The 20,620-nt window shown below is 70.1% G+C and carries 14 protein-coding genes and 3 tRNA genes; 11 read left to right on the top strand and 6 right to left on the bottom strand.

What is annotated here, in order from left to right:
• Window positions 1-6: 6 nt before the first annotated feature.
• The gene (locus QQY66_RS14990; RefSeq protein ID WP_301987321.1) at window positions 7-2,100 is read right to left on the bottom strand and encodes a molybdopterin oxidoreductase family protein; all 2,094 of its coding nucleotides are present in this window, start codon (window positions 2,098-2,100) and stop codon (window positions 7-9) included.
• Window positions 2,101-2,466: 366 nt separating this feature from the next.
• On the opposite strand from QQY66_RS14990, the gene QQY66_RS14985 reads away from it, so the two are divergent.
• Genes QQY66_RS14985 through QQY66_RS14975 form a run of 3 tightly spaced genes read left to right on the top strand, consistent with a single transcriptional unit; the run spans window position 2,467 to window position 6,052 of the window.
• Window positions 2,467-3,981: an amino acid adenylation domain-containing protein gene (locus tag QQY66_RS14985; RefSeq protein ID WP_301980811.1), complete on the top strand. Its 1,515-nt coding sequence runs from the start codon at window positions 2,467-2,469 to the stop codon at window positions 3,979-3,981.
• On the top strand, window positions 3,978-5,246 hold the full coding sequence (locus QQY66_RS14980) for a hypothetical protein (protein WP_301980810.1): 1,269 nt from the start codon (window positions 3,978-3,980) through the stop codon (window positions 5,244-5,246). Before QQY66_RS14985 ends, QQY66_RS14980 begins: the two co-directional genes overlap by 4 nt.
• 38 nt (window positions 5,247-5,284) lie before the next feature.
• On the top strand, window positions 5,285-6,052 hold the full coding sequence (locus QQY66_RS14975; RefSeq protein ID WP_301980808.1) for an enoyl-CoA hydratase-related protein: 768 nt from the start codon (window positions 5,285-5,287) through the stop codon (window positions 6,050-6,052).
• Here QQY66_RS14975 and QQY66_RS14970 read toward each other — a convergent pair.
• Complete coding sequence (locus QQY66_RS14970) at window positions 6,039-6,716, bottom strand: vancomycin high temperature exclusion protein (protein WP_301980807.1); 678 nt, start codon at window positions 6,714-6,716, stop codon at window positions 6,039-6,041. The genes QQY66_RS14975 and QQY66_RS14970 overlap by 14 nt on opposite strands.
• Window positions 6,717-6,923: 207 nt before the next feature.
• Between QQY66_RS14970 and QQY66_RS14965 the strand changes: the two genes are divergently transcribed.
• From QQY66_RS14965 to QQY66_RS14945, 5 genes are all read left to right on the top strand, one after another.
• Window positions 6,924-7,829 carry a sirohydrochlorin chelatase gene (locus QQY66_RS14965; RefSeq protein ID WP_301980806.1) on the top strand — a complete coding sequence of 302 codons (906 nt, stop codon included), beginning with the start codon at window positions 6,924-6,926 and terminating at the stop codon, window positions 7,827-7,829.
• A 61-nt stretch (window positions 7,830-7,890) separates the two neighbouring features.
• A complete protein-coding gene (locus QQY66_RS14960; protein WP_301980805.1) occupies window positions 7,891-9,141 on the top strand; it encodes a deoxyguanosinetriphosphate triphosphohydrolase in 1,251 nt (416 codons plus the stop codon).
• A gap of 115 nt (window positions 9,142-9,256) precedes the next feature.
• Window positions 9,257-10,522, top strand: a complete 1,266-nt coding sequence (locus tag QQY66_RS14955) for an NAD(P)/FAD-dependent oxidoreductase (RefSeq protein ID WP_301980804.1) — start codon at window positions 9,257-9,259, stop codon at window positions 10,520-10,522.
• Window positions 10,523-10,551: 29 nt separating this feature from the next.
• Window positions 10,552-12,450: a DNA primase gene (dnaG, locus tag QQY66_RS14950; protein WP_301980803.1), complete on the top strand. Its 1,899-nt coding sequence runs from the start codon at window positions 10,552-10,554 to the stop codon at window positions 12,448-12,450.
• A 350-nt stretch (window positions 12,451-12,800) separates the two neighbouring features.
• On the top strand, window positions 12,801-14,075 hold the full coding sequence (locus tag QQY66_RS14945) for an RNA polymerase sigma factor (RefSeq protein ID WP_301980802.1): 1,275 nt from the start codon (window positions 12,801-12,803) through the stop codon (window positions 14,073-14,075).
• A 110-nt stretch (window positions 14,076-14,185) separates the two neighbouring features.
• Here the strand turns inward: QQY66_RS14945 and QQY66_RS14940 are convergent, their stop codons facing one another.
• The 4 genes from QQY66_RS14940 to QQY66_RS14925 all read right to left on the bottom strand — a co-directional run bounded on the left by QQY66_RS14940 (window position 14,186) and on the right by QQY66_RS14925 (window position 19,902).
• Window positions 14,186-16,114 carry an ABC transporter ATP-binding protein gene (locus QQY66_RS14940; protein WP_301980801.1) on the bottom strand — a complete coding sequence of 643 codons (1,929 nt, stop codon included), beginning with the start codon at window positions 16,112-16,114 and terminating at the stop codon, window positions 14,186-14,188.
• Window positions 16,114-17,847: an ABC transporter ATP-binding protein gene (locus QQY66_RS14935; protein WP_301980800.1), complete on the bottom strand. Its 1,734-nt coding sequence runs from the start codon at window positions 17,845-17,847 to the stop codon at window positions 16,114-16,116. Before QQY66_RS14935 ends, QQY66_RS14940 begins: the two co-directional genes overlap by 1 nt.
• A gap of 161 nt (window positions 17,848-18,008) precedes the next feature.
• Entirely contained in the window at window positions 18,009-19,463 is a 1,455-nt protein-coding gene (locus tag QQY66_RS14930) for an FGGY family carbohydrate kinase (RefSeq protein WP_301980799.1), read from the bottom strand.
• Window positions 19,464-19,602: 139 nt separating this feature from the next.
• Window positions 19,603-19,902: a YtxH domain-containing protein gene (locus QQY66_RS14925; protein WP_301980797.1), complete on the bottom strand. Its 300-nt coding sequence runs from the start codon at window positions 19,900-19,902 to the stop codon at window positions 19,603-19,605.
• 157 nt (window positions 19,903-20,059) lie between these two features.
• Between QQY66_RS14925 and QQY66_RS14920 the strand changes: the two genes are divergently transcribed.
• From QQY66_RS14920 to QQY66_RS14910, 3 genes are all read left to right on the top strand, one after another.
• A tRNA-Asn gene (locus QQY66_RS14920) sits at window positions 20,060-20,132 on the top strand.
• Between the two features lie 6 nt (window positions 20,133-20,138).
• Window positions 20,139-20,211, top strand: a tRNA-Asn gene (locus QQY66_RS14915).
• A gap of 167 nt (window positions 20,212-20,378) precedes the next feature.
• Window positions 20,379-20,452 (top strand) — tRNA-Ile (locus QQY66_RS14910).
• Window positions 20,453-20,620 lie beyond the last annotated feature (168 nt).

Below are 20,620 nucleotides of genomic sequence, written 5' to 3'. Positions count from 1 at the left end.
GGGCTACTACGGCTTCACCGTCTCCAACCGAACCGCACACGCCTTGAACTCCGGCATGCGGGAGGTCGGGTCGAGGGCCGGGTTCGTCAGCGTGTTGGCGCGGCCCTCGCCCGACCAGTGGAAGGGCATGAAGACCGTGTCCGGGCGGATCGTGGTCGTGATCCGCGCGGGGGCCACCGCCCTGCCCCGCCGGGACACCACGGCCACCGGGTCGCCCTCCGCCGCGCCGAGCCGCTCGGCCAGCCGCGGATGCAGCTCCACGAACGGGCCCGGCGCCGCGGCGTTCAGCTCGTCCACGCGCCGGGTCTGGGCACCGGACTGGTACTGGGCTACGACCCGGCCGGTCGTCAGGAGCACCGGGTACTCGTCGTCCGGCTCCTCCGCGATCGCCCGGTGCGAGACGGGGACGAAGCGGGCGCGGCCGTCCTCGGTGGCGAAGCGGTCGAGGAAGAGGCGGGGGGTGCCGGGATGGTCGCCGGCGTCAGAAGTGTCCGCCGGGGTCGGACACGGCCAGAACACGCCGTTCTCCTCGATCAGCCTGCGGTAGGTGATGCCGGAGTAGTCCGCGGGGCCGCCCGCGCTCGCCCGGCGCAGCTCCTCGAAGACCTCCTCGGGGTCGGTCGGGAAACCCTTCTCCACGCCGAGCCGGTCGGCAAGTTCGTGCATGACGTCGAGGTCGCTGCGGATGCCCTCGGGTGGGGTGATCGCCTGCCGGCGCAACAACACCCTGCCCTCGAGGTTGGTGGTCGTGCCCGTCTCCTCCGCCCACTGGGTGACCGGGAGGACGACGTCCGCGAGTGCCGCCGTCTCCGACAGCACGACATCGCACACCGCAAGGAAGTCAAGGGACTTGATCCGCTCCTCGATGTGCGCCGCCCGCGGCGCCGACACCACCGGATTGGACCCCATCAGCAACAACGCCCGAATATCCGTGCCCAGCGCGTCCAGCAGCTCGTACGCACTCCGCCCCGGACCCGGTAGCGAGTCCGGGTCCACGCCCCACACCTGTGCCACATGCTGCCGCGCCGCCGGGTCGGTCAGCTTGCGGTAGCCGGGCAACTGGTCGGCCTTCTGGCCGTGTTCGCGCCCGCCCTGTCCGTTGCCCTGCCCGGTCAGACAGCCGTACCCGGACAGCGGGCGGCCCGCCCGGCCGGTCGCCAGGCACAGGTTGATCCACGCGCCCACCGTGTCGGTGCCCTTGGACTGCTGCTCGGGCCCACGCGCGGTCAGCACCATCGCGGCCTCGGGCTCGCAGAACATCCGTACGGCCTCGCGGAGTTGGGGTACATGGACGCCGGTGATCCGCTCCACGTACTCCGGCCAGTGCGCCATCGCGGCGGCCCGCGCGTCCTCCCAGCCGGTCGTACGCTCGCGGATGTACTCCTCGTCGGTGCGGCCCTCGGCGACGATCAGGTGCAGCAGGCCCAGGGCGAGCGCGAGGTCGGTTCCCGGCCGGGGTGCCAGGTGCAGGTCCGCCTGCTCGGCGGTCTTCGTGCGGCGCGGGTCGATGACGATCAGCGTGCCGCCGTTCTCGCGCAGCTCGCTGAAGAACCGCAGCGAGGGCGGCATGGTCTCCGCGAGGTTCGAGCCGACGAGGATCACGCAGCCCGTCTTCGGGATGTCCTCCAGAGGAAAGGGGAGGCCGCGGTCCAGCCCGAACGCCTTCATCCCGGCTGCCGCCGCCGACGACATGCAGAAACGCCCGTTGTAGTCGATCTGGGAGGTGCCCAGCACCACCCGCGCGAACTTGCCGAGCGTGTACGCCTTCTCGTTCGTCAGTCCGCCGCCGCCGAAGACCCCGCACGCGTCCGGACCATGTTCCGTGCGCGTGCGGGACAACTCCTCGGCGATCCGGTCCAGTGCCTCGTCCCAGGAGGCGGGCACGAGCTTGCCCTCGGAGCGCACCAACGGGGAGGTCAGGCGAACGCTCGACGACAGCACCGCCGGCGCCGTACGGCCCTTGCCGCACAGCGCACCCCGGTTCACGGGGAAGTCCGCGCGCTCGGTCACCTCGACGGTCCCGTCAGGGGACGGCGTCAGATTCATCCCGCACTGCAGGGCGCAGTACGGGCAGTGCGTGGGCGTCGCGGAGTTCTGCATGTCATTCAGCATGCTTCGTCCTTGTTACGGGTCGGGTCGGCTCTTTGTTACACGGCCGGGACGGCGACCTCCCTGCCGCCGCCGGACCGACGTGAGGCGCACGGCAGCCCACCTCTGAGTCGCCGCCGGGCGGTGCGGAAGTTGGCTTTGGTGTGAAAGACGCCACATGTGGCTCGTTCCGTACTGTAGTTGTCCGGTCGCAGGTTGTTGAGTGTTGGAGGACCGGCCTCTACAGTCGGGCCCTCGCGCGACTCCGTACGGCGTTCGACATACCGGGCATGCCCGCCGCTCATCCCGGATCCGGCAAGGCAAGCAACTGCCATCGAAACAGCCCGTCAAGCGAAATAGCCAGGAGGTACCCCAGTCATGCCCCTGCGCCACTTAACCCGCCATGACCAGCACCTTTTCCGAGAGTACGGTCGCGGCCCCACGGTTCCCGTCCCGGACCCCCTCGTCCACCGCGCCGTCGAACGGCACGCCGTGGCCACCCCGCACGCCATCGCCGCCGAGCACCAGGGCGCGCTGATCACCTACGGCGAGCTCGACCGCCACGCCGACGCCCTCGCCGCCCGCCTGGCCCGCGAGGGCATACGGCCCGGCGATCATGTCGGCCTCTTCGTACGCCGCTCCCTCCCGATGCTCGTCGGCCTGCTCGGCATCCTGAAGGCGGGCGCCGCCTACGTCCCCCAGGACATCGGGCTCGCGCCCCCCGCCCAGCTCGCCCACGTCGTCCGCACCGCCCGCACCCGCGTCGTCCTCACCGTCGCGGAACACGCGGCCCGTATGCCGCGGGGCCCGCGCGTGATCGCCCTGGACACACCCCTGCCCCCTGCGACCGCCCCCCGCCCGCACATCAGCCCCGACGACGGCTGCTACGTCCTGTTCACCTCCGGCACCACCGGCCATCCCAACGGCGTGAAGGTCACCCACCGCAACGTCGCCAACATCCTCCTCACCGCCCCCGGCGACCTGGGCATCCGCCCCGGCGACCGGGTCGCCCAACTCCTCAACATCGCCTTCGACATGGCCGCCTGGGAGATCCTCGGCTGCCTCGCCCATGGCGGCACCCTCGTGATCCGCGGGAAGGACATCGCGGCGGCGGCCCGTACGGCCGACGTCCTGATCGCCACCCCGACCGTCCTGTCCGGCATCGACCCGGCCGCCTGCCCGCGCGTCCGCACGGTCGCGGTGGCGGGCGAACCCTGCCCGCGCCCGCTCGCCGACGCCTGGGCCGCCCGCGCCGCCTTCCACAACTGCTGCGGCCCCACCGAGACGACCATCGTCAACACGATGCGCCGCCACGACCCGGCCGACCCACTCCTCACCATCGGCCGGCCCACCCCCAACAACACGGTCTACGTCCTCGACGCCGCCCGCCGCCCGCTGCCCATCGGCGAGATCGGCGAGATGTGGGCGGGCGGTGACTGTGTCTCGGCGGGATACCTCGGCGATGACCGGCTCAACGCCGAGAGATACGCCCCCGACCCCTTCCTCGGCGGCGGTCGCCGTATGTTCCGCACCCGCGACCTCGGCCGCTGGACCTCCGACGGCGAACTGGAACACCTCGGCCGCACCGACGACCAGGTCAAGGTGCGCGGCTTCCGCGTCGAGCTCGACTCCGTGTCCTCGGTGCTGGAGTCGGTGCCGGGCTGCCGGCGCGCGGTGACCCTGAAGCGGGACGCCCGCACGCTGGTCTCCTTCGTCTGCCCCGCCGACGTCGACCCGGACACCGCCCGCGGCGCCGTCGCCGACGCCCTGCCGTACTACTGCGTTCCCGACGAGGTCCTGCCCCTGCCCTTCCTCCCCGAGACCGACCGCGGCAAGATCGACAAGACGGCGCTGCTGCGGATGGTCGAAGAGCGGATGGCGGTGGCCCGATGACCACCTCACCTCCGCGGACACGGCAGGACACCACCGAGCTGCCCCCGCTCGTCGCCGGCCCTCGTCGCCTGCTCAAGCACCCACGCCTGATGCACTACAACCGGCTCGCGGCACTGGTGATCCTGGCCAACCTCGCCTTCCTGTACGCCCGTTGGCCCCTGTCGACCGAGACCTTCGGCCACGCGGCCCTCGCCAACCTCGCGCTCGCCGTCCTCGTACGACAGCAGTACGTCATCAACCTCTTCTTCCGGCTGGCGACCTGGGCGCCGACGAACTGGCCGCTGAAGATCCGCTGGACACTGGGGAAGGTGTACCACTTCGGCGGGCTGCATATGGGCGGGGCGCTGGCGGGGGCGGGCTGGTTCCTGGCGCTCACGATCAGGACGACCCATGGGCCGGCCAGTGCGCCGCTCAGGACCGTGAGCTGGACCCTGATCGCCCTCCTCACCGTCATCGTCGCCACCGCCCTGCCGCCCTTCCGCTCCCGCCACCACGACCACTTCGAGAAGATCCACCGCTTCGGCGGCTGGACCGCCCTGGCCCTCTTCTGGACGCACACGCTCATGTCGACCCCCGGGCCGGTACCCGTCACCGTCCTCGCGGTCGTCACCTTCAGCGTCGCCCTGCCCTGGCTACGGCTCCGCAGGGTCGCCGTCCGTCTCGAACGCCCCTCCCGCCACGTCGTACTGGCCCGCTTCGACCACGGCGAGACCCCCTTCGCGGGCTCCTCGACCGCGATCAGCCGCAGCCCGCTACGGGAATGGCACTCCTTCGCCAACGTCCCGGCCCCCGGCGAGCCCGGCTTCCGGCTCACCATCTCGCGGGCCGGCGACTGGACGGGCTCGTTCATCGACGACCTGCCGCCCAGGGTGTGGGTGAAGGGCATCACCACGGCAGGCGTCGCCAACATCGAGGTCCTGTTCAAGAAGGTGATCTACGTCGCGACCGGCAGCGGCATCGGCCCCTGCCTGCCCCATCTCCTCGCCGCCGAGGTCCCCTCCCGCCTGGTCTGGGCGACCCGCGATCCCCGCACGACGTACGGCGACGCCCTCGTCGACGAGATCCTCGCCGTCCAGCCCGACGCCCTCATATGGGACACCTCCCGGCACGGCAAGCCCGACATGGTGCGCCTCGCGTACGCCGCGTACCGCGACTTCGGTGCCGAGGCGGTGATCTGCATCTCCAACAAGAAGCTCACCTGGCAGGTCGTACACGGGCTGGAGCGGCGCGGGATTCCGGCGTACGGAGCGATCTGGGACTCGTAGACGACTCGTCAACACAGAATCCCTTGAAGGGAGATCCCATGAGAAACCTGAAAGTCGAACAGCACGCCCGAGTGGTGACCGTCCGACTGCACCGGCCGCACGTGCTCAACGCACTGAACACCGAGCTGCTGACCGAACTCCTCGACACCCTGCGCTCCTTGGACGCGGACCCCGAGGTCGGCTGCTTCGTCGTCACCGGCTCGGAGAAGGTGTTCGCCGCCGGCGCCGACATCAAGGAGATGGCGGGGAAGTCGGCCGCGGAGATGGCGGCGGAGGACTACTTCTCCGCGTGGGAGGACTTCGCCGACCTCCGTACGCCGAAGATCGCCGCCGTCAACGGACATGCCCTGGGCGGCGGTTGTGAGCTGGCGATGATGTGTGACCTCGTCATCGCGGGCGAGTCGGCGGTGTTCGGCCAGCCGGAGATCAAGCTCGGGGTGATCCCGGGCATCGGCGGCACCCAGCGCCTGACCCGGCTGGTCGGCAAGGCCAAGGCGATGGACCTGATCCTCACCGGTCGCACCATGGACGCACGGGAGGCTGGACGCTGCGGTCTCGTCTCCCGCGTCGTACCCGACGACCGGGTCCTGCCGGAGGCCCTCGAAGCGGCGGCGACCATCGCCTCGTACGGCCGCGCGGCGGTCACCGCGGCCCGTGAATGCGTGAACCAGGCCCTGGAGACCGGCCTGCGAGACGGCATCCGCTTCGAACGCCGGGTGTTCCACGCCCTGTTCGCGACCGCGGACCAGAAGGAGGGCATGGGCGCGTTCCTGGAGAAACGCGCCCCGCACTTCACCGGGCGCTAGCGAGCGCCCGAGCCACCCCCGGTTCCCGCGGTCCGAGGAACCGGGGGTCCGGCTCGAACACCGCGTCCACAGCGGCCTTCCCGGCGGCGATCAGCTCCCGGACACCGCCGTAGTACCAGGTCGCGTCGTGCACAGCGTCCACCCCGACGCCGTACGACGACACCCCCGCCTCCTGGCACAGCGCGACCGCCCGCCGGATATGGAAGCCCTGACTGATCAACACAGCCCGGTCCACCCCGAAGATCTTCTTCGCGCGGACACAGGAGTCCCAGGTGTCGAACCCCGCGTAGTCACTCACAATGCGCACGTCCGGCACGCCCCGCCGGGTCAGATAGGTGCGCATCGCGTCGGGCTCGTCATAGTCCTCGCGGCTGTTGTCGCCGGTGACGAGGACGACCTCGATACGGCCCTCGCGGTACAGCTCGGCCGCCGCGTCGAGCCGGTGCGCGAGATACGGCGACGGCTCGCCGTCCCACAGACCCGCACCGAAGACGACCGCGACCTCGGTGCGGGGTACGTCCGCCGTGGTCCGCAGCCGGTCGCCGGCCACCACGTACATCCAGGTCGCGGGCAGCAGCGCCAGCACACACCCGAGCATCACGGCCTGCACCAGCCGCCGCTGCCCGGTACGGGTACGAGGCAGACGGGGTCTGCGCACCTTCACGGTCCCTCCCTGGTGGGTTCTCGACAGTCACAGACGTCCCGTACGGCCGCTCCGGTTCGGCCCCGGCCATGTGACCAGCTTCACGCTCCCACCGAATCCGCAGGTCACGTCACCTCACACACCCCGTGCCCCCCACCGTGAACCCCGCGAAAAGACCCGTGACGCCCATGCAACGGGGTGGCAACCTCCCGCCGCCACCATCGGTTCATGACGGCGTCGAAACCACTTCACGACGAGTCCACGACCCTCCCCCACGGGGCCCACCTCGACAGTACGGCGCACCTCATGAACCGGATCACCAGCCAGCTCGCCGACCAGCTCAGCCTCGTCTCCCGCGACGGCAGGCGACGCCCCGAGCCGGCCCTGGTCCTCGTGGCCCACGGCAGCCGCGACCCGCGCACCCTGCGCACGGTCACCGCCCTCGTCGACCGCGTCCGCGAACTGCGCCCCGGCCTGCCCGTCCGTCTCGGCCACATCGAGCTGAACGAGCCCCTGCTCCCGGACACCCTCGCCGCCCTCGGCACCTCCGAAGCCGTCCTCGTACCGCTCCTCCTCAGCCGCGGCTACCACGTCAAGCGCGACATCCCCGACATGGCCGCCACAGCCCCGGCCCGCACCCGCGTCGCCACCGCCCTCGGCCCCCACCCCCTCCTCGTGGACGCTCTCCACGACCGCCTGATCGAGGCGGGCTGGCGCAAGGGTGCGGAAAAGACCGGAGTGGTCCTGGCCGCGGCAGGCTCCCGCGACCCCGACGCGGCAACAGACACAGGCCGCACGGCACAACTGCTGGCCGACCGCTTGGGCGTACCGGTGATCCCCGCGTACGCGTCGGCAGCGAAGCCCACGGTCCAGGAAGCGGTACAAGCCCTGACATCCCGAGGCTGCCGCCGGGTGGCCGTAGCGAGCTACTTCACGGCCCCCGGCTATTTCGCGACGCAGTGCGCGGAGGCGGCCCCCTGGATAGCGTCGGCCCCCCTGGGCACCCACCCGGCGATGGCCCGCCTGGTCCTGCACCGCTACGACGAGGCACTGACAACGCAGGCTGACTGGACGTACCTAAGGGGCGCGGGGAACTGCGCGACCAGCCACCCACAACCCGCACTCGCCAGATAACCGCACCCGGCAGACGCAAAGGCGCACTCCGTTCGCCACCACCTGCGATTACTGTCGAGACATGCCGTACGACCTGCAGTCAACCGAACGCTGGGCCCTCGAACCGGACAAGCGCCCCGGCCGAACCGCCTTCCAGCGCGACCGTGCCCGCATCCTGCATTCCGCCGCGCTCAGAAGGCTCGCAGGAAAAACCCAGGTCGTCACGCCGGGCAGCTCCTCGGTCTGGGACGCCAGCCCCCGCACCCGCCTCACGCACTCCCTGGAGTGCGCCCAGGTCGGCCGAGAACTAGGCGCAGCCCTCGGCTGCGACCCCGACCTGGTGGAAGCCGCCTGCCTCTCCCACGACCTCGGCCACCCCCCCTTCGGCCACAACGGCGAACAGGCCCTCAACGAATTCGCGGAAGACTGCGGCGGCTTCGAGGGCAACGCCCAGTCCCTGAGACTCCTCACCCGCATCGAGCCCAAACGGTTCACCCCGGAGGGCTCCGTCGGCCTCAACCTCACCCGAGCCGCCCTCGACGCGGCCACCAAATACCCCTGGCCCCGCGGCGCCCACCCCGCCGACCCCAAGTCCCGGAAGTTCGGCGTCTACGACGACGACCGCCCCGTCTTCGACTGGGTCCGCAAGGACGCCCCCGGCACCCGCACCTGCTTCGAGGCCCAGGTCATGGACTGGTCCGACGACGTGGCCTACTCCGTGCACGACGTCGAGGACGGCCTGCACGCCGGCCACATCGACCCCAACTGCCTGCACGCCGAACCGGAACGGCAGGCGGTCTTCACGGTCGCCATCGGCCGCTACTTCCCCTCGGACACCGACCGCGCCGAACTCGCCGAGGCCCTCGACCGCCTCCTGGACGAGGATTGGTGGCCGCACGGCTACGACGGCACGGCCGTGGCCCAGGCCTGCCTCAAGGACGCCACCAGCCAGCTCATCGGCCGCTTCTGCCTCGGCGCGGAGGCCGCCACGCGCGCGGCGTACGGCACCGGCCGCCTCACGAGATACGACGCCGAACTCGTCGTACCGCGCGAGGTCCGCCTCGAATGCGCCGTGCTCAAGGCGGTCGCCGACCGGTACGTCATGCAGCGCGCCGAACAGGAACGTCTCCGCGCCGACCAGCGCATCGTCGTCGCGGAACTCGCCGACGCGCTCACCACCCGCGCGCCCGACGGACTCGACCCCCAGTTCCGTGCCCTGTTCGACCGGGCGCCCGACGACCGCGCCCGCAAACGCGTGATCGTCGACCAGATCGCGTCGCTCACGGACGCGTCGGCGCGATCGTTGCACCAGAGACTCACGGGTCGGCAGTGAGGTGAAACAAGCCCGAATGTGACCCTCCGTGGCCTGATCGGGCCACTCCCCCTTCCCCCATCACGCTCCGTGCGGGACGCTCGCATGTGGCGGCTTCGTTACGAGGAGGCATCAAGTGGTCGACGCGGATCAGACATTCGTCATCGTCGGAGGCGGACTGGCCGGCGCGAAGGCGGCCGAGACACTCCGCGCGGAGGGCTTCCACGGCCGCGTGATACTGATCTGCGACGAACGCGATCACCCGTACGAGCGCCCGCCCCTCTCCAAGGGCTATCTGCTCGGCAAGGAGGAGCGCGACAGCGTCTTCGTGCACGAGCCCGCCTGGTACGCCCGTAACGACATCGAGCTGCACCTCGGCCAGACCGTCGACGCCATCGACCGTACGGCCAAGACGGTCCGCTTCGGCGAGGACGGCACCGTTGTCCGCTACGACAGGCTGCTCCTCGCGACCGGCGCCGAGCCCCGCCGCCTGGACATCCCCGGCACGGACCTCGCGGGCGTCCACCATCTGCGCCGCCTCGCCCACGCCGAACGCCTCAAGGGCGTCCTGACCTCCCTGGGCCGCGACAACGGCCACCTCGTCATCGCCGGCGCCGGCTGGATCGGCCTGGAGGTCGCGGCGGCGGCCCGGGAGTACGGCGCCGAGGTCACCGTCGTCGAGCCGGAGCCGACCCCGCTGCACGGCGTCCTCGGCCCCGAACTCGGCACTCTCTTCGCCGAGCTGCACCGCGAGCACGGTGTCCGCTTCCACTTCGGCGCGCGGCTGACGGAGATCACCGGCCAGGACGGCATGGTCCTTGCCGCCCGCACCGACGACGGCGAGGAACACCCCGCGCACGACGTCCTCGCGGCGATCGGCGCGGCCCCGCGCGTCGCCCTCGCGGAGTCGGCCGGGCTCGACATCGCCGAGCGCGCGTACGGCGGCGGCGTGCTGGTCGACGAACAGCTGCGCACCTCCGACCCCGACATCTACGCGGCCGGCGATGTCGCCGCGTTCCCGCACGCCCTGTTCGGTACCCGCGTACGCGTCGAGCACTGGGCCAACGCCCTCAACGGCGGCCCGGCGGCGGCCCGCGCGATGCTCGGCCGGGACGTCACCTACGACCGTGTGCCCTATTTCTTCTCCGACCAGTACGACCTCGGGATGGAGTACTCCGGCTGGGCGCCCCCGGGCACGTACGACGAAGTGGTGATCCGGGGAGACGCCGGAAAGCGGGAATTCATCGCCTTCTGGGTGAAGGAGCACCGCGTACTGGCCGGGATGAACGTGAATGTGTGGGACGTCACAGACCCGATCCAGCAGCTGATCCGGTCCAGCGCCCGGGTAGACACGGAGGCACTGGCGGATCCACACGTTCCACTCGAAAACCTCGTCCCGTAAGTGTCAGCGCACCCCCGTAGAATTCACGCGTGGCAGGACGGATCAACGACGACGACGTGAAGGCGGTTCGGGACGCGGTCCCGATCGACGCCGTCGTGTCCGAGTACCTCCAGCTGCGCCCCGCGGGCGGCGGCAACATGAAGGGCCTCTGCCCGTTCCACGACGAGAAGTCACCGTCCTTCCAGGTCAGCCCGAGCAAGGGACTCTTCCACTGCTTCGGCTGCCAGGAGGGCGGCGACACCATCACGTTCGTGATGAAGGTCGACCACCTCTCCTTCTCGGAGGCGGTCGAGCGCCTCGCCGGCCAGGCCGGCATCACCCTGCGGTACGAGGAGGGCGGGTACAACCCCTCCCACCAGCGCGGCGAACGCATCCGCCTGGTCGAGGCCCACAAGATCGCCGCGCAGTGGTACGTGGAGCAGCTGGCGACCAGCCCGGAGGCCGACACCGGCCGTAAGTTCCTCGCCGAGCGGGGCTTTGACCAGTCGGCCGCCGAGCACTTCTCCGTCGGCTACAGCCCCCAGGGCTGGGACCACCTCACCCGCTACCTCCGCGGCAAGGGCTTCTCCGACAAGGAACTGCTCCTGTCCGGCCTCTCCCAGGAGGGCCGCCGCGGCCCCATCGACCGCTTCCGCGGCCGGCTGATGTGGCCGATCCGCGACATCGCCGGCGACGTGGTCGGCTTCGGCGCCCGCAAGCTGTACGAGTCCGACAACGGCCCCAAGTACCTCAACACCCCCGACACGGCGATCTACAAGAAGTCCCAGGTCCTGTACGGCGTCGACCTCGCGAAGCAGCACATCGCCAAGACCAGCCGCGCGGTCGTCGTCGAGGGCTACACGGACGTCATGGCCTGCCACCTCGCCGGCGTCACCACCGCCATCGCCACCTGCGGCACGGCCTTCGGCGGCGAGCACATCAAGATCCTCCGCCGCCTCCTGATGGACAACGGCTCGGCCCGCGTGATCTTCACCTTCGACGGCGACGCGGCCGGCCAGAAGGCGGCCCTGCGCGCCTTCGAGGACGACCAGAAGTTCGCCGCCGAGACGTACATCGCGATCGCGCCCGACGGTATGGACCCCTGCGAGCTGCGCCTGGCCAAGGGCGACGAGGCGGTGGCCGACCTGGTCGAACCCCGCACGCCCCTCTTCGAGTTCGCGCTCCGCCAGATCGTCAGCCGCTACGACCTCGACACCCCCGCGGGCCGCGCCTCGGCGCTCGACGAGTCGGCGCCGATCGTCGCCCGCATCAAGAACTCCGGAGCCCAGCACGAGGTCGCCGTCCAGCTCGCGGGCATGCTCGGCATCCTCGACACCCAGTTCGTGGTCAAGCGGGTCGCCCAGCTGGCGCGTTGGGCCAGGGACCGCGGCGGCAAGGGCCCGGCCCCCGCCCAGCAGCGCCACACGCAGCAGTACGACACGGTCCGCGCCCCCTCCGGCCCGGCCCTGAACCTCCGCAACCCCGTGTACGCCACCGAACGCGAACTCCTCAAACTCGCCCTCCAACGCCCCGAGTTGGTCTCCCCGGCCTTCGACGCATACGGCGTCGACGAGTTCACCGCCCCGCCCTACGCCGCCGTACGCCAGGCCGTCATGGACGCGGGCGGCGCGGAGTACGGCATCCAGGACCCGCAGGAGTACCTGGTCCGCGTCCGCGAGGCCGCCCCCGACGACCAGGTCCGCGCGATGGTGACGGAGCTGGCGGTGGAGGCGATCATGCGCCGCACCGTCGACGAGATCTACGCCGGCGATCAGCTCGTCATGGTCCGCCGCCGTGCCGTGGACCGCCGCATCCAGGAGATCCAGGGCACCCTCACCCGCCTCACCAACGGCGGCGACCCGGCCCAACTGGCGGCCGTACAGAACGAGTTGTGGGTGCTCCAGCAGTACGGGCAGGCGTTGCGGGAGCGGGGCGTGGCGGCGCTCTAAGCAGGTCGGGCGAAGTCCACTGCGGTTCGGCCGCGCCCCGAAGGGGCGCGGGGAACTGCGCGACCAGCCCCCACCGGCCCGCGGTGAACGACCCGCATATCAGCGGAGCGCTTGGCCCGCTGCCGGTTCCTCTTGGCCCCTGGCCGGTTCCCCGGCATATGACGGGGAACCCGACAAGAGGGCATCGGCCGGTCCCACAAGGAACCGGACGCCCTCGGATCGTCGCAGATCAGGGCGCGAACGAGGGCCCAGGTTTTCCGCGAGGGTAACCACGCGGTCACGGACCGGACTCAAAAAGTCACCGCACGCCCCTCGTGGCGGCGATGTGTCGTACTCCACACTGGGTTCCGGTGCCTGAGTCCTCGGAGCGCGGCCGATCCGTCCCCAACGGATCCCACACCCCCGCGGTTCCGCTCATCGCGTACGGGACGGACAGCGGCGTGGCCGCCGACTCCGCCCCTGAAGCAGCGCTGCCGCACACCTCAGCAGCGATCATCCTGGAGGTCGCCCCCGTGCAGACCCAGACCCTGACCCAGACCGACATCACGGAGCCGGACGCGGAGACCGACGTGCTCGTCGCTGTTCCGCCGCAGAGCCGTGTCGTGCACCACCCCGAGGCGGAGCCGGAGGCCCCGCAGGAAGCGGCGGAACCGCAAGTCGAAGCGGCGGAACCCGAGCCCGTGGAACCTCCGCGGGGCCGTGCCGACACCAGCGGCCCGTCCTCGGACCTGTTCCGCCAGTACCTCCGCGAGATCGGCCGCATCCCCCTGCTCACCGCGGCCGAGGAGGTCGAACTCGCCCGCCGTGTCGAGTCCGGCCTGTTCGCCGAGGAGAAGCTCGCCGGCGCTCCCGACCTGGACAGTCAGCTCGCCCTCGACCTCGACAAACTCGTGGTCATGGGCCGGATGGCCAAGCGCCGCCTCATCGAGGCGAACCTGCGGCTCGTCGTGTCCGTCGCGAAACGGTACGTCGGCCGCGGGCTGACCATGCTCGACCTCGTCCAGGAGGGCAACCTCGGACTCATCCGCGCGGTGGAGAAGTTCGACTACGCCCGCGGCTACAAGTTCTCCACGTACGCCACCTGGTGGATCCGCCAGGCCATGTCCCGCGCCCTCGCCGACCAGGCCCGCACGATCCGAGTCCCGGTCCACGTGGTCGAGTTGATCAACCGTGTCGTCCGCGTCCAGCGCCGCATGCTCCAGGAACGCGGCTACGAACCCACCCCGGAAGAGGTCGCCGCCCACCTCGACCTCCCGCCCGAGCGCGTCAGCGAGGTCCTGCGCCTGGCCCAGGAACCCGTGTCGTTGCACGCCCCCGTGGGCGAGGAGGACGATGTAGCGCTCGGCGACCTGATAGAGGACGGGGACGCGGCAAGCCCGGTGGAGTCGGCGGCGTTCCTCCTCCTCCGGGAGCACCTGGAGGCCGTCCTCTCCACCCTCGGCGAACGCGAGCGCAAGGTCGTACAACTCCGCTACGGCCTGGCGGACGGCCGCCCCCGCACGTTGGAGGAGATCGGCCGCATCTTCGGCGTCACGCGGGAACGAATCCGCCAGATCGAGTCCAAGACCCTGAACAAACTGAGGGACCACGCGTTCGCAGACCAGCTGAGGGGTTATCTCGACTGACGTAGCTGCGGGCAGTCGTGCCGCTTGGGGCGGCACGGGTGGGCGCAGCGGCACCCCGTCGCGCCGGGCTGCGCCCCCTCCCCGCCCCAGCCCCGACGCCGGGCACCCGCTCAGTCCACCTCAGCCACCGCCTGCGCGAACTGCGCCTTGTACAACCGCGCATAAGCCCCGTCGGCCGCCAACAACTCCCCGTGCGCCCCCTGTTCCACGATCGCCCCGTTCTCCATCACCAGAATCGTGTCGGCATCCCGAATCGTCGACAGCCGATGAGCGATGACGAACGACGTACGCCCATGCGCCAGCTTCGCCATCGCCTTCTGGATCAGCACCTCGGTTCGCGTGTCCACGGAACTCGTCGCCTCGTCCAGCACCAGGATCACCGGATCGGACAGAAACGCCCGCGCGATGGTGATCAGCTGCTTCTCACCCGCGCTGACCCCCGTCCCCTCGTCGTCGATCACCGTGTCGTACCCGTCGGGCAGCGTCCGGACGAACCGGTCCGCGTGCGCCGCCCGAGCCGCCTCCTCGATCTCGCCCCGGGTGACCTCCCTGGACGCCCCGTACGCGATGTTCTCGGCGATGGTCCCGCCGAACAGCCAGGTGTCCTGGAGCACCATGCCGATCCCGGCGCGCAGTTCGTCCCGGGACATGCGCGCGATGTCGACGCCGTCGAGGGTGATCCGCCCGCCGGAGACGTCGTAGAACCGCATCAGCAGGTTGACCAGCGTGGTCTTGCCCGCGCCGGTCGGCCCGACGATCGCGACCGTGTGCCCGGGTTCGACCTTGAGGGAGAGGTCCTCGATGAGCGGCTTCTCGGGGTCGTACCGGAAGGACACATGCTCCAGTGCCACCCGCCCGCGCAGCTCCTCGGGGCGCCGGCCAGGCATCGGATCGGCCTCCTGCTCCTCGGCGTCGAGGAGTTCGAAGATCCGCTCGGACGACGCGACCCCGGACTGCACGAGGTTCGCCATCGACGCGACCTGCGTGAGCGGCATGGAGAACTGCCGGGAGTACTGGATGAAGGCCTGCACATCACCGATGGACAGCGAGCCGGACGCGACCCGCAGGCCACCGACCACCGCGACCAGCACGTAGTTGATGTTCGACACGAACATCATCAGCGGCTGCATGATCCCGCTGTTGAACTGCGCCTTGAACCCGGCCTCGTACAGCGCGTCGTTCTGCTCGGCGAACTGCTGCGCCGACTCGTCCTGCCGCCCGAACACCTTCACCAGCGTGTGCCCGGTGTACATCTCCTCGACGTGCGCGTTGAGCTTCCCGGTGGACCGCCACTGCTGCACGAAGTGCGGCTGCGACCGCTTCCCGACCCGGGTGGCGACGACGAACGACAGCGGCACGGTCACCAGCGCCACCAGCGCGAGGATCCAGGACACCCAGAACATCATCGCGAGCACACCGATGATGGTGAGCACGGAGTTGATGAGCTGGCCCATCGACTGTTGCAACGTCTGCCCGATGTTGTCGATGTCGTTGGTGGCGCGGGACAGCACCTCACCGCGCTGCCGCTTGTCGAAGTACGACAGCGGCAGCCGCGACAGCTTCGTCTGCACGTCCTCACGCATCCGGTACATCGTCCGGTTGACGGAACGGTTCACCAGCCGTGTCGCCACCAGCATCAACAGCCCCGCCACCACGAACACGCTCAGCGCGAGCAGCAGTACGGAGCCGACCGCATCGAAGTCGACGCCCTGGCCCGGTGTGAAGTCCGTACTGCGGAGCATGTCGGCGACCGAGCCGTCGCCCCGCTCCCGCATGGCCTCGAGCACCTGCTCCTTGGTGGACCCGGCCTGGAACCGCCGCCCGACGATGCCCGCGAAGACCAGGTTGGTCGCGTGGCCGAGGATCTTCGGCCCGACCACCGACAGGCCGACGCTCACCAGCACGCACAGCAGCAGCGCGTAGATCGTGAACCGCTCCGGTCTGAAGTGGGTGACGAGCCGTTTGCCCGACCCCTTGAAGTCCATCGAGCGGTGTTCGGGGCCGGTCCCGGCCATCATCCGCCCCATAGGCCCGGCCATCAGGCAGCCTCCGCTTCCGTCAGCTGGGAGAGCACGATCTCCCGGTAGGTCTCGTTGTCCGCCATCAGCTCGTGGTGCCGGCCCGTCCCGACCACCCGCCCTCCGTCGAGTACGACGATCCGGTCCGCGTCCCGGATGGTCGCCACCCGCTGGGCGACGATCACGACGGTCGCCTCGGCGGTCTCCAGAGCGAGCGCGGCACGCAGCGCCGCGTCGGTGGCGTAGTCGAGCGCGGAGAAGGAGTCGTCGAAGAGATAGATCTCCGGCCGCTGGACCAGCGTCCGCGCGATCGCGAGCCGCTGCCGCTGACCACCGGAGACGTTCGTGCCGCCCTGCGCGATCGGCGCGTCGAGCCCGCCTTCGAGCCGTTCCACGAACTCCTTGGCCTGCGCCACCTCCAGCGCGTGCCACAGCTCCTCGTCCGTCGCGTCCGGATCGCCGTACCGCAGATTGGTCGCCACGGTGCCCGCGAAGAGATACGGCTTCTGCGGGACGAGCCCGACCGTCTTCGCCAGCAGCTTCGGTTCGAGGGAGGCCACCTCGACGCCGTCGACGAGCACCTTCCCGTCGGTCGCGTCGAACAGCCGCGGCACCAGCCCCAGCAGCGTGGACTTGCCGCTGCCGGTCGAGCCGATCACGGCGGTCGTCTCACCGGGCCGTGCCACCAGGTCGACGGCCTTCAGTACCGGCTCCTCGGCACCCGGGTAGCGGAACCCGGCCCCGCGCATCTCCAGATGCCCGTGCCGGAGCAGCTTGACCACGGGCGCGGTCGGCGGAACCACACTGGAGGAGGTGTCCAGCACCTCCTCGATGCGCTCGGCGCAGACCTCCGCGCGCGGCACCATCATGAACATGAAGGTGGCCATCATCACGGACATCACGATCTGCATCAGATAGGCGAGGAACGCCGTCAGATCGCCGATCTCCATCCTGCCGTTGTCGATGCGATGCGCGCCGAACCACACCACCGCGATCGACGACAGGTTCACCACCGTCATCACCATCGGGAACATCAGCGCCAGCAGCTTGCCGGTGCCCAGCGACACCTCGGTGAGCTCGGCGTTCGCGTGCCGGAAACGCTGCTGCTCGTACTCGTCGCGGACGAAGGCGCGGATCACCCGGTTGCCGGTGATCTGCTCGCGCAGCACCCGGTTCACGGTGTCCAGCCGCTCCTGCATCGTCCGGAACAGCGGCCGCAGCCGCCGCACGATCAACGTCACGCAGATGCCCAGCACCGGCACCACCGCGACCAGCACCCCGGACAGCGGCACATCAAGGCCCAGCGCCAGCACGATGCCGCCCACGCACATGATCGGCGCCGACACCAGCAGCGTGAACGTCATCAGCGCCAGCATCTGCACCTGCTGGACGTCATTGGTCGTACGCGTGATCAGCGTGGGCGCCCCGAACTGACCGACCTCACGGGCAGAGAAGGACTGCACCCGGTCGAAGACGGCGCCCCGGACGTCGCGGCCGAGCGCCGCCGCCGTACGGGCGCCGTAGTACACGGCACCGATGTTGCAGACGACCTGCACCAGCGAGATGCCGATCATCAGGGCGCCGTAGGAAAGGATGTAGCCGGTGTCTCCGTTCACGACACCGTTGTCGATGATGTCCGCGTTCAGCGTGGGCAGGTAGAGGGTGGCGCAGGTCTGCAGGAACTGCAGCAGCACCAGCACAGCGATGGGTTTCCGGTAGGGCCTGAGATAGGTCCGCAGAAGTCGTATGAGCACGCTACGTCTCTCGGAGTCGGCGGTGGGGGCGGTGGTTGCCCCTGGCCCCTATCGTCGGGCACTCCACCCGCGTTACCTCAACCGATTAAGCCGTCAGCAGTGCTTCGTACGGCCTTATGGGTACTGCTACTACCGGACTCTTACGTTCCGCAACCACCGGCTCAAGGCCGGAACGCCCCGGGATGGGTCTGCTCCCGCACCGACACGAACTGCTGCCGCACCGCCTGCCCCACCGCCAGTTCCTCGCCGGGCTCGAGGATCTGCGCGGCCGGTCCCTGCCAGGCCGGCGGGGTGCGCGGGTCGAGGGTGCCCTGCGACGTGCCGAGCGCCCAGGCCGCCTGCCGGGCGGCACCGATCGCCCCGTAGTCCGCGGGCTGCGGTACGACGACCTGCACCCCGAACAGCGCAGGCGCCGCCGCCTGTACGGCGGGCAGCTCGGCAGCGGCCCCGAGCAGGAACACCCGCCGCACCTCCACCCCCCGCCCCCGCAGCACATCCAGCGCATCCGCCAGCCCGCACAGCATCCCCTCGAACGCGGCCCGCGCCAGATGCTCCGCCTTCATCGACTCCCGCCTGAGCCCCGCGAGCGTCCCCGCGGTGTGCGGCAGACTCGGCGTCCGCTCCCCCTCCAAATAGGGGAGGAGTACGAGTCCATGGGCGCCCGGCGTCGACTTCATCGCCAGGTCGGACAGGCTCTCCAGGTCGGGCAGCCCGAGCAGTTCGGCGGTGCCGCGCAGGGTCCGTACGGCGTTCAGGGTGGTGACGACCGGCAGGTGCATACCGGTCGCGTCGGCCAGCGAGGTGATCATTCCGGTCTGGTCGACGAGCGCCTCGGGATGCACGGCCATCACCGACCCGGACGCGCCCAGCGACACGACGGCGTCGCCGAGGCCGATCCCGAGCCCGAAGGCGGCGGCCATCGTCTCGCCGGTCCCGGCGGAGATCAGCAGCCCCTCCGGTGTCGTACCGGCCGCGTCGGACGGCCCGATCACCTCGGGCAGCATCGCCTGATGCCCGAGCGCAAGCTCGACGAGATCGCCCCGGTAGGCGCCGGTCGCCGCGGACCAGTACCCGGTACCGGACGCCCCACCGCGATCGGTCGTCCTGCGCACGGGCCGCCCCAGCAACTGCCACACCAGCCAGTCGTGCGCCTGCATCAGCACCGCGGTTCGTACGGCGTTCTCCGGCTCGGTCTTCGCCAGCCACCGCAGCTTGGTCACGGGCTGGGCGGCCTGCGGCACACACCCCACCGCCTGCGCCCACGCCTCGCGCCCGCCGAGCGCGTCGATCAGATCGGCCGCCGCGACCTGCGCCCGCTTGTCACCGCCGACCATCGCCGGCCGCACGGTGTTGCCCTGCGGGTCCAGCGGCACCAGCGCGTTCTGCTGCGCCGACACACCGATGGCCTGCACGCCTTCGAGGAGACCGCCCCCGGCTGCCTCACCGAGGGACAGCAGCCATGCCTGCGGATCGACGTCGGACGGCCGCGAGCTGCCTTCGGCGCCTTCGACCGGATGCGGGGCGTACCCCTGCCGGAGCACGGCTCCGGTGTCCGCGTCGCAGACGACGATGCGAGTGAAATCGGGCGCACTGTCCAGCCCGGCGACTATCCCCATGACACAAAATTCTGCCGCACCGTTCCACTGGGTGTGGCCATCGGCGCCGTAGGGGTGCGTGTGGTCTTGCGGGCGCGGGTGCGTTGTGGCTGGTCGCGCAGTTCCCCGCGTCCCTTGGGTACCTCGACTCGCCGCATGTTTACGTGTTGCTGGTGCCCCAGTCGTCCTCTACTGCGCCATTGGTGTTGCGGTCGCGCAGGGCGCGGACCCTTTCGGTCACCGAGTCGGGGACGTGGACCTTCTCGGTGACCGTGTGGTAGGCCTTGCCGGCGAACTGGCGGCCCTGTTGGGCGGCCGATTCGGCGGTGTTGCGGACGGCGGGGTTCTGGGAGATCTGCTGGGCGGACTTCTTCAGCTGCTCGTAGCGCTCGCGTCCGGCCCGCGTGCCCAGCACGTAACCCAGAGCGAGTCCGGCGACGAACGTGAGCCGGTAGCGCATGGCGGCCACCCTTCCTTGACGAGTCCCTGGTGTCGGCGTCGGGCTGGGGGGGAACCGATTGGCGGAGCACCCCCCTGCTTGCGCTAATGTATGTGTCGCAGCGAGCGCGCGCCCCCTGGCGAATACCCAGGGAGGTACGTTCGATGCACCGAGGCGATCCTCCGTAGCTCAATTGGCAGAGCAGCCGGCTGTTAACCGGCAGGTTACTGGTTCGAGTCCAGTCGGGGGAGCTTCGATCTTCCGTAGCTCAATTGGCAGAGCAGCCGGCTGTTAACCGGCAGGTTACTGGTTCGAGTCCAGTCGGGAGAGCAACCTGAAGAGGACCCCGTTGGGGTCCTTTTTCATGTCCGGTGGAACCGCCCAGGCCAGGCCGAAGTCCTCATGGGCGTGCGAAGTCGACCATCCGAGGCAGGAGATCGTATGAGCGGCTATGCTGCGGCAGACGGCGCGCACAAATGTGCGCGACACGCCGCTATGGGGCGGTAGCTCAGCCGGTTAGAGCAGCGGACTCATAATCCGTCGGCCGTGGGTTCGAGTCCCACCCGCCCCACTGTGCACCCCTGTGAGCTGCGGAAACGTCTCAGTCGGCGGGCGGATTCAGGACGTTGCTCCAACGGGGCTGAATCCGCTGCTCGTGAGTTCAACTCCGTGGCCGCCAGTGTGCGGTGGGATCGCTTTTGACCTGCGCAGACGTAACGGCCCACGGCTGGAGGACGGC

The sequence above is a fragment of the Streptomyces sp. DG2A-72 genome, assembly GCF_030499575.1.
Lineage (GTDB): Bacteria > Actinomycetota > Actinomycetes > Streptomycetales > Streptomycetaceae > Streptomyces.
The sequence above is the reverse complement of the archived record's forward strand: the minus strand, read 5'-3'. Positions and strand labels throughout refer to the sequence as shown.

Coding starts and splice junctions, on each gene's coding strand:
- QQY66_RS14925 (WP_301980797.1), bottom strand. CDS start 19,902: ATGCGCTACCGGCTCACGTTCGTCGCCGGACTCGCTCTGGGTTACGTG.
- QQY66_RS14990 (WP_301987321.1), bottom strand. CDS start 2,100: ATGCAGAACTCCGCGACGCCCACGCACTGCCCGTACTGCGCCCTGCAG.
- QQY66_RS14985 (WP_301980811.1), top strand. CDS start 2,467: ATGCCCCTGCGCCACTTAACCCGCCATGACCAGCACCTTTTCCGAGAG.
- QQY66_RS14960 (WP_301980805.1), top strand. CDS start 7,891: ATGCCGTACGACCTGCAGTCAACCGAACGCTGGGCCCTCGAACCGGAC.
- QQY66_RS14940 (WP_301980801.1), bottom strand. CDS start 16,114: ATGGCCGGGCCTATGGGGCGGATGATGGCCGGGACCGGCCCCGAACAC.
- QQY66_RS14965 (WP_301980806.1), top strand. CDS start 6,924: ATGACGGCGTCGAAACCACTTCACGACGAGTCCACGACCCTCCCCCAC.
- QQY66_RS14975 (WP_301980808.1), top strand. CDS start 5,285: ATGAGAAACCTGAAAGTCGAACAGCACGCCCGAGTGGTGACCGTCCGA.
- QQY66_RS14980 (WP_301980810.1), top strand. CDS start 3,978: ATGACCACCTCACCTCCGCGGACACGGCAGGACACCACCGAGCTGCCC.
- QQY66_RS14930 (WP_301980799.1), bottom strand. CDS start 19,463: ATGGGGATAGTCGCCGGGCTGGACAGTGCGCCCGATTTCACTCGCATC.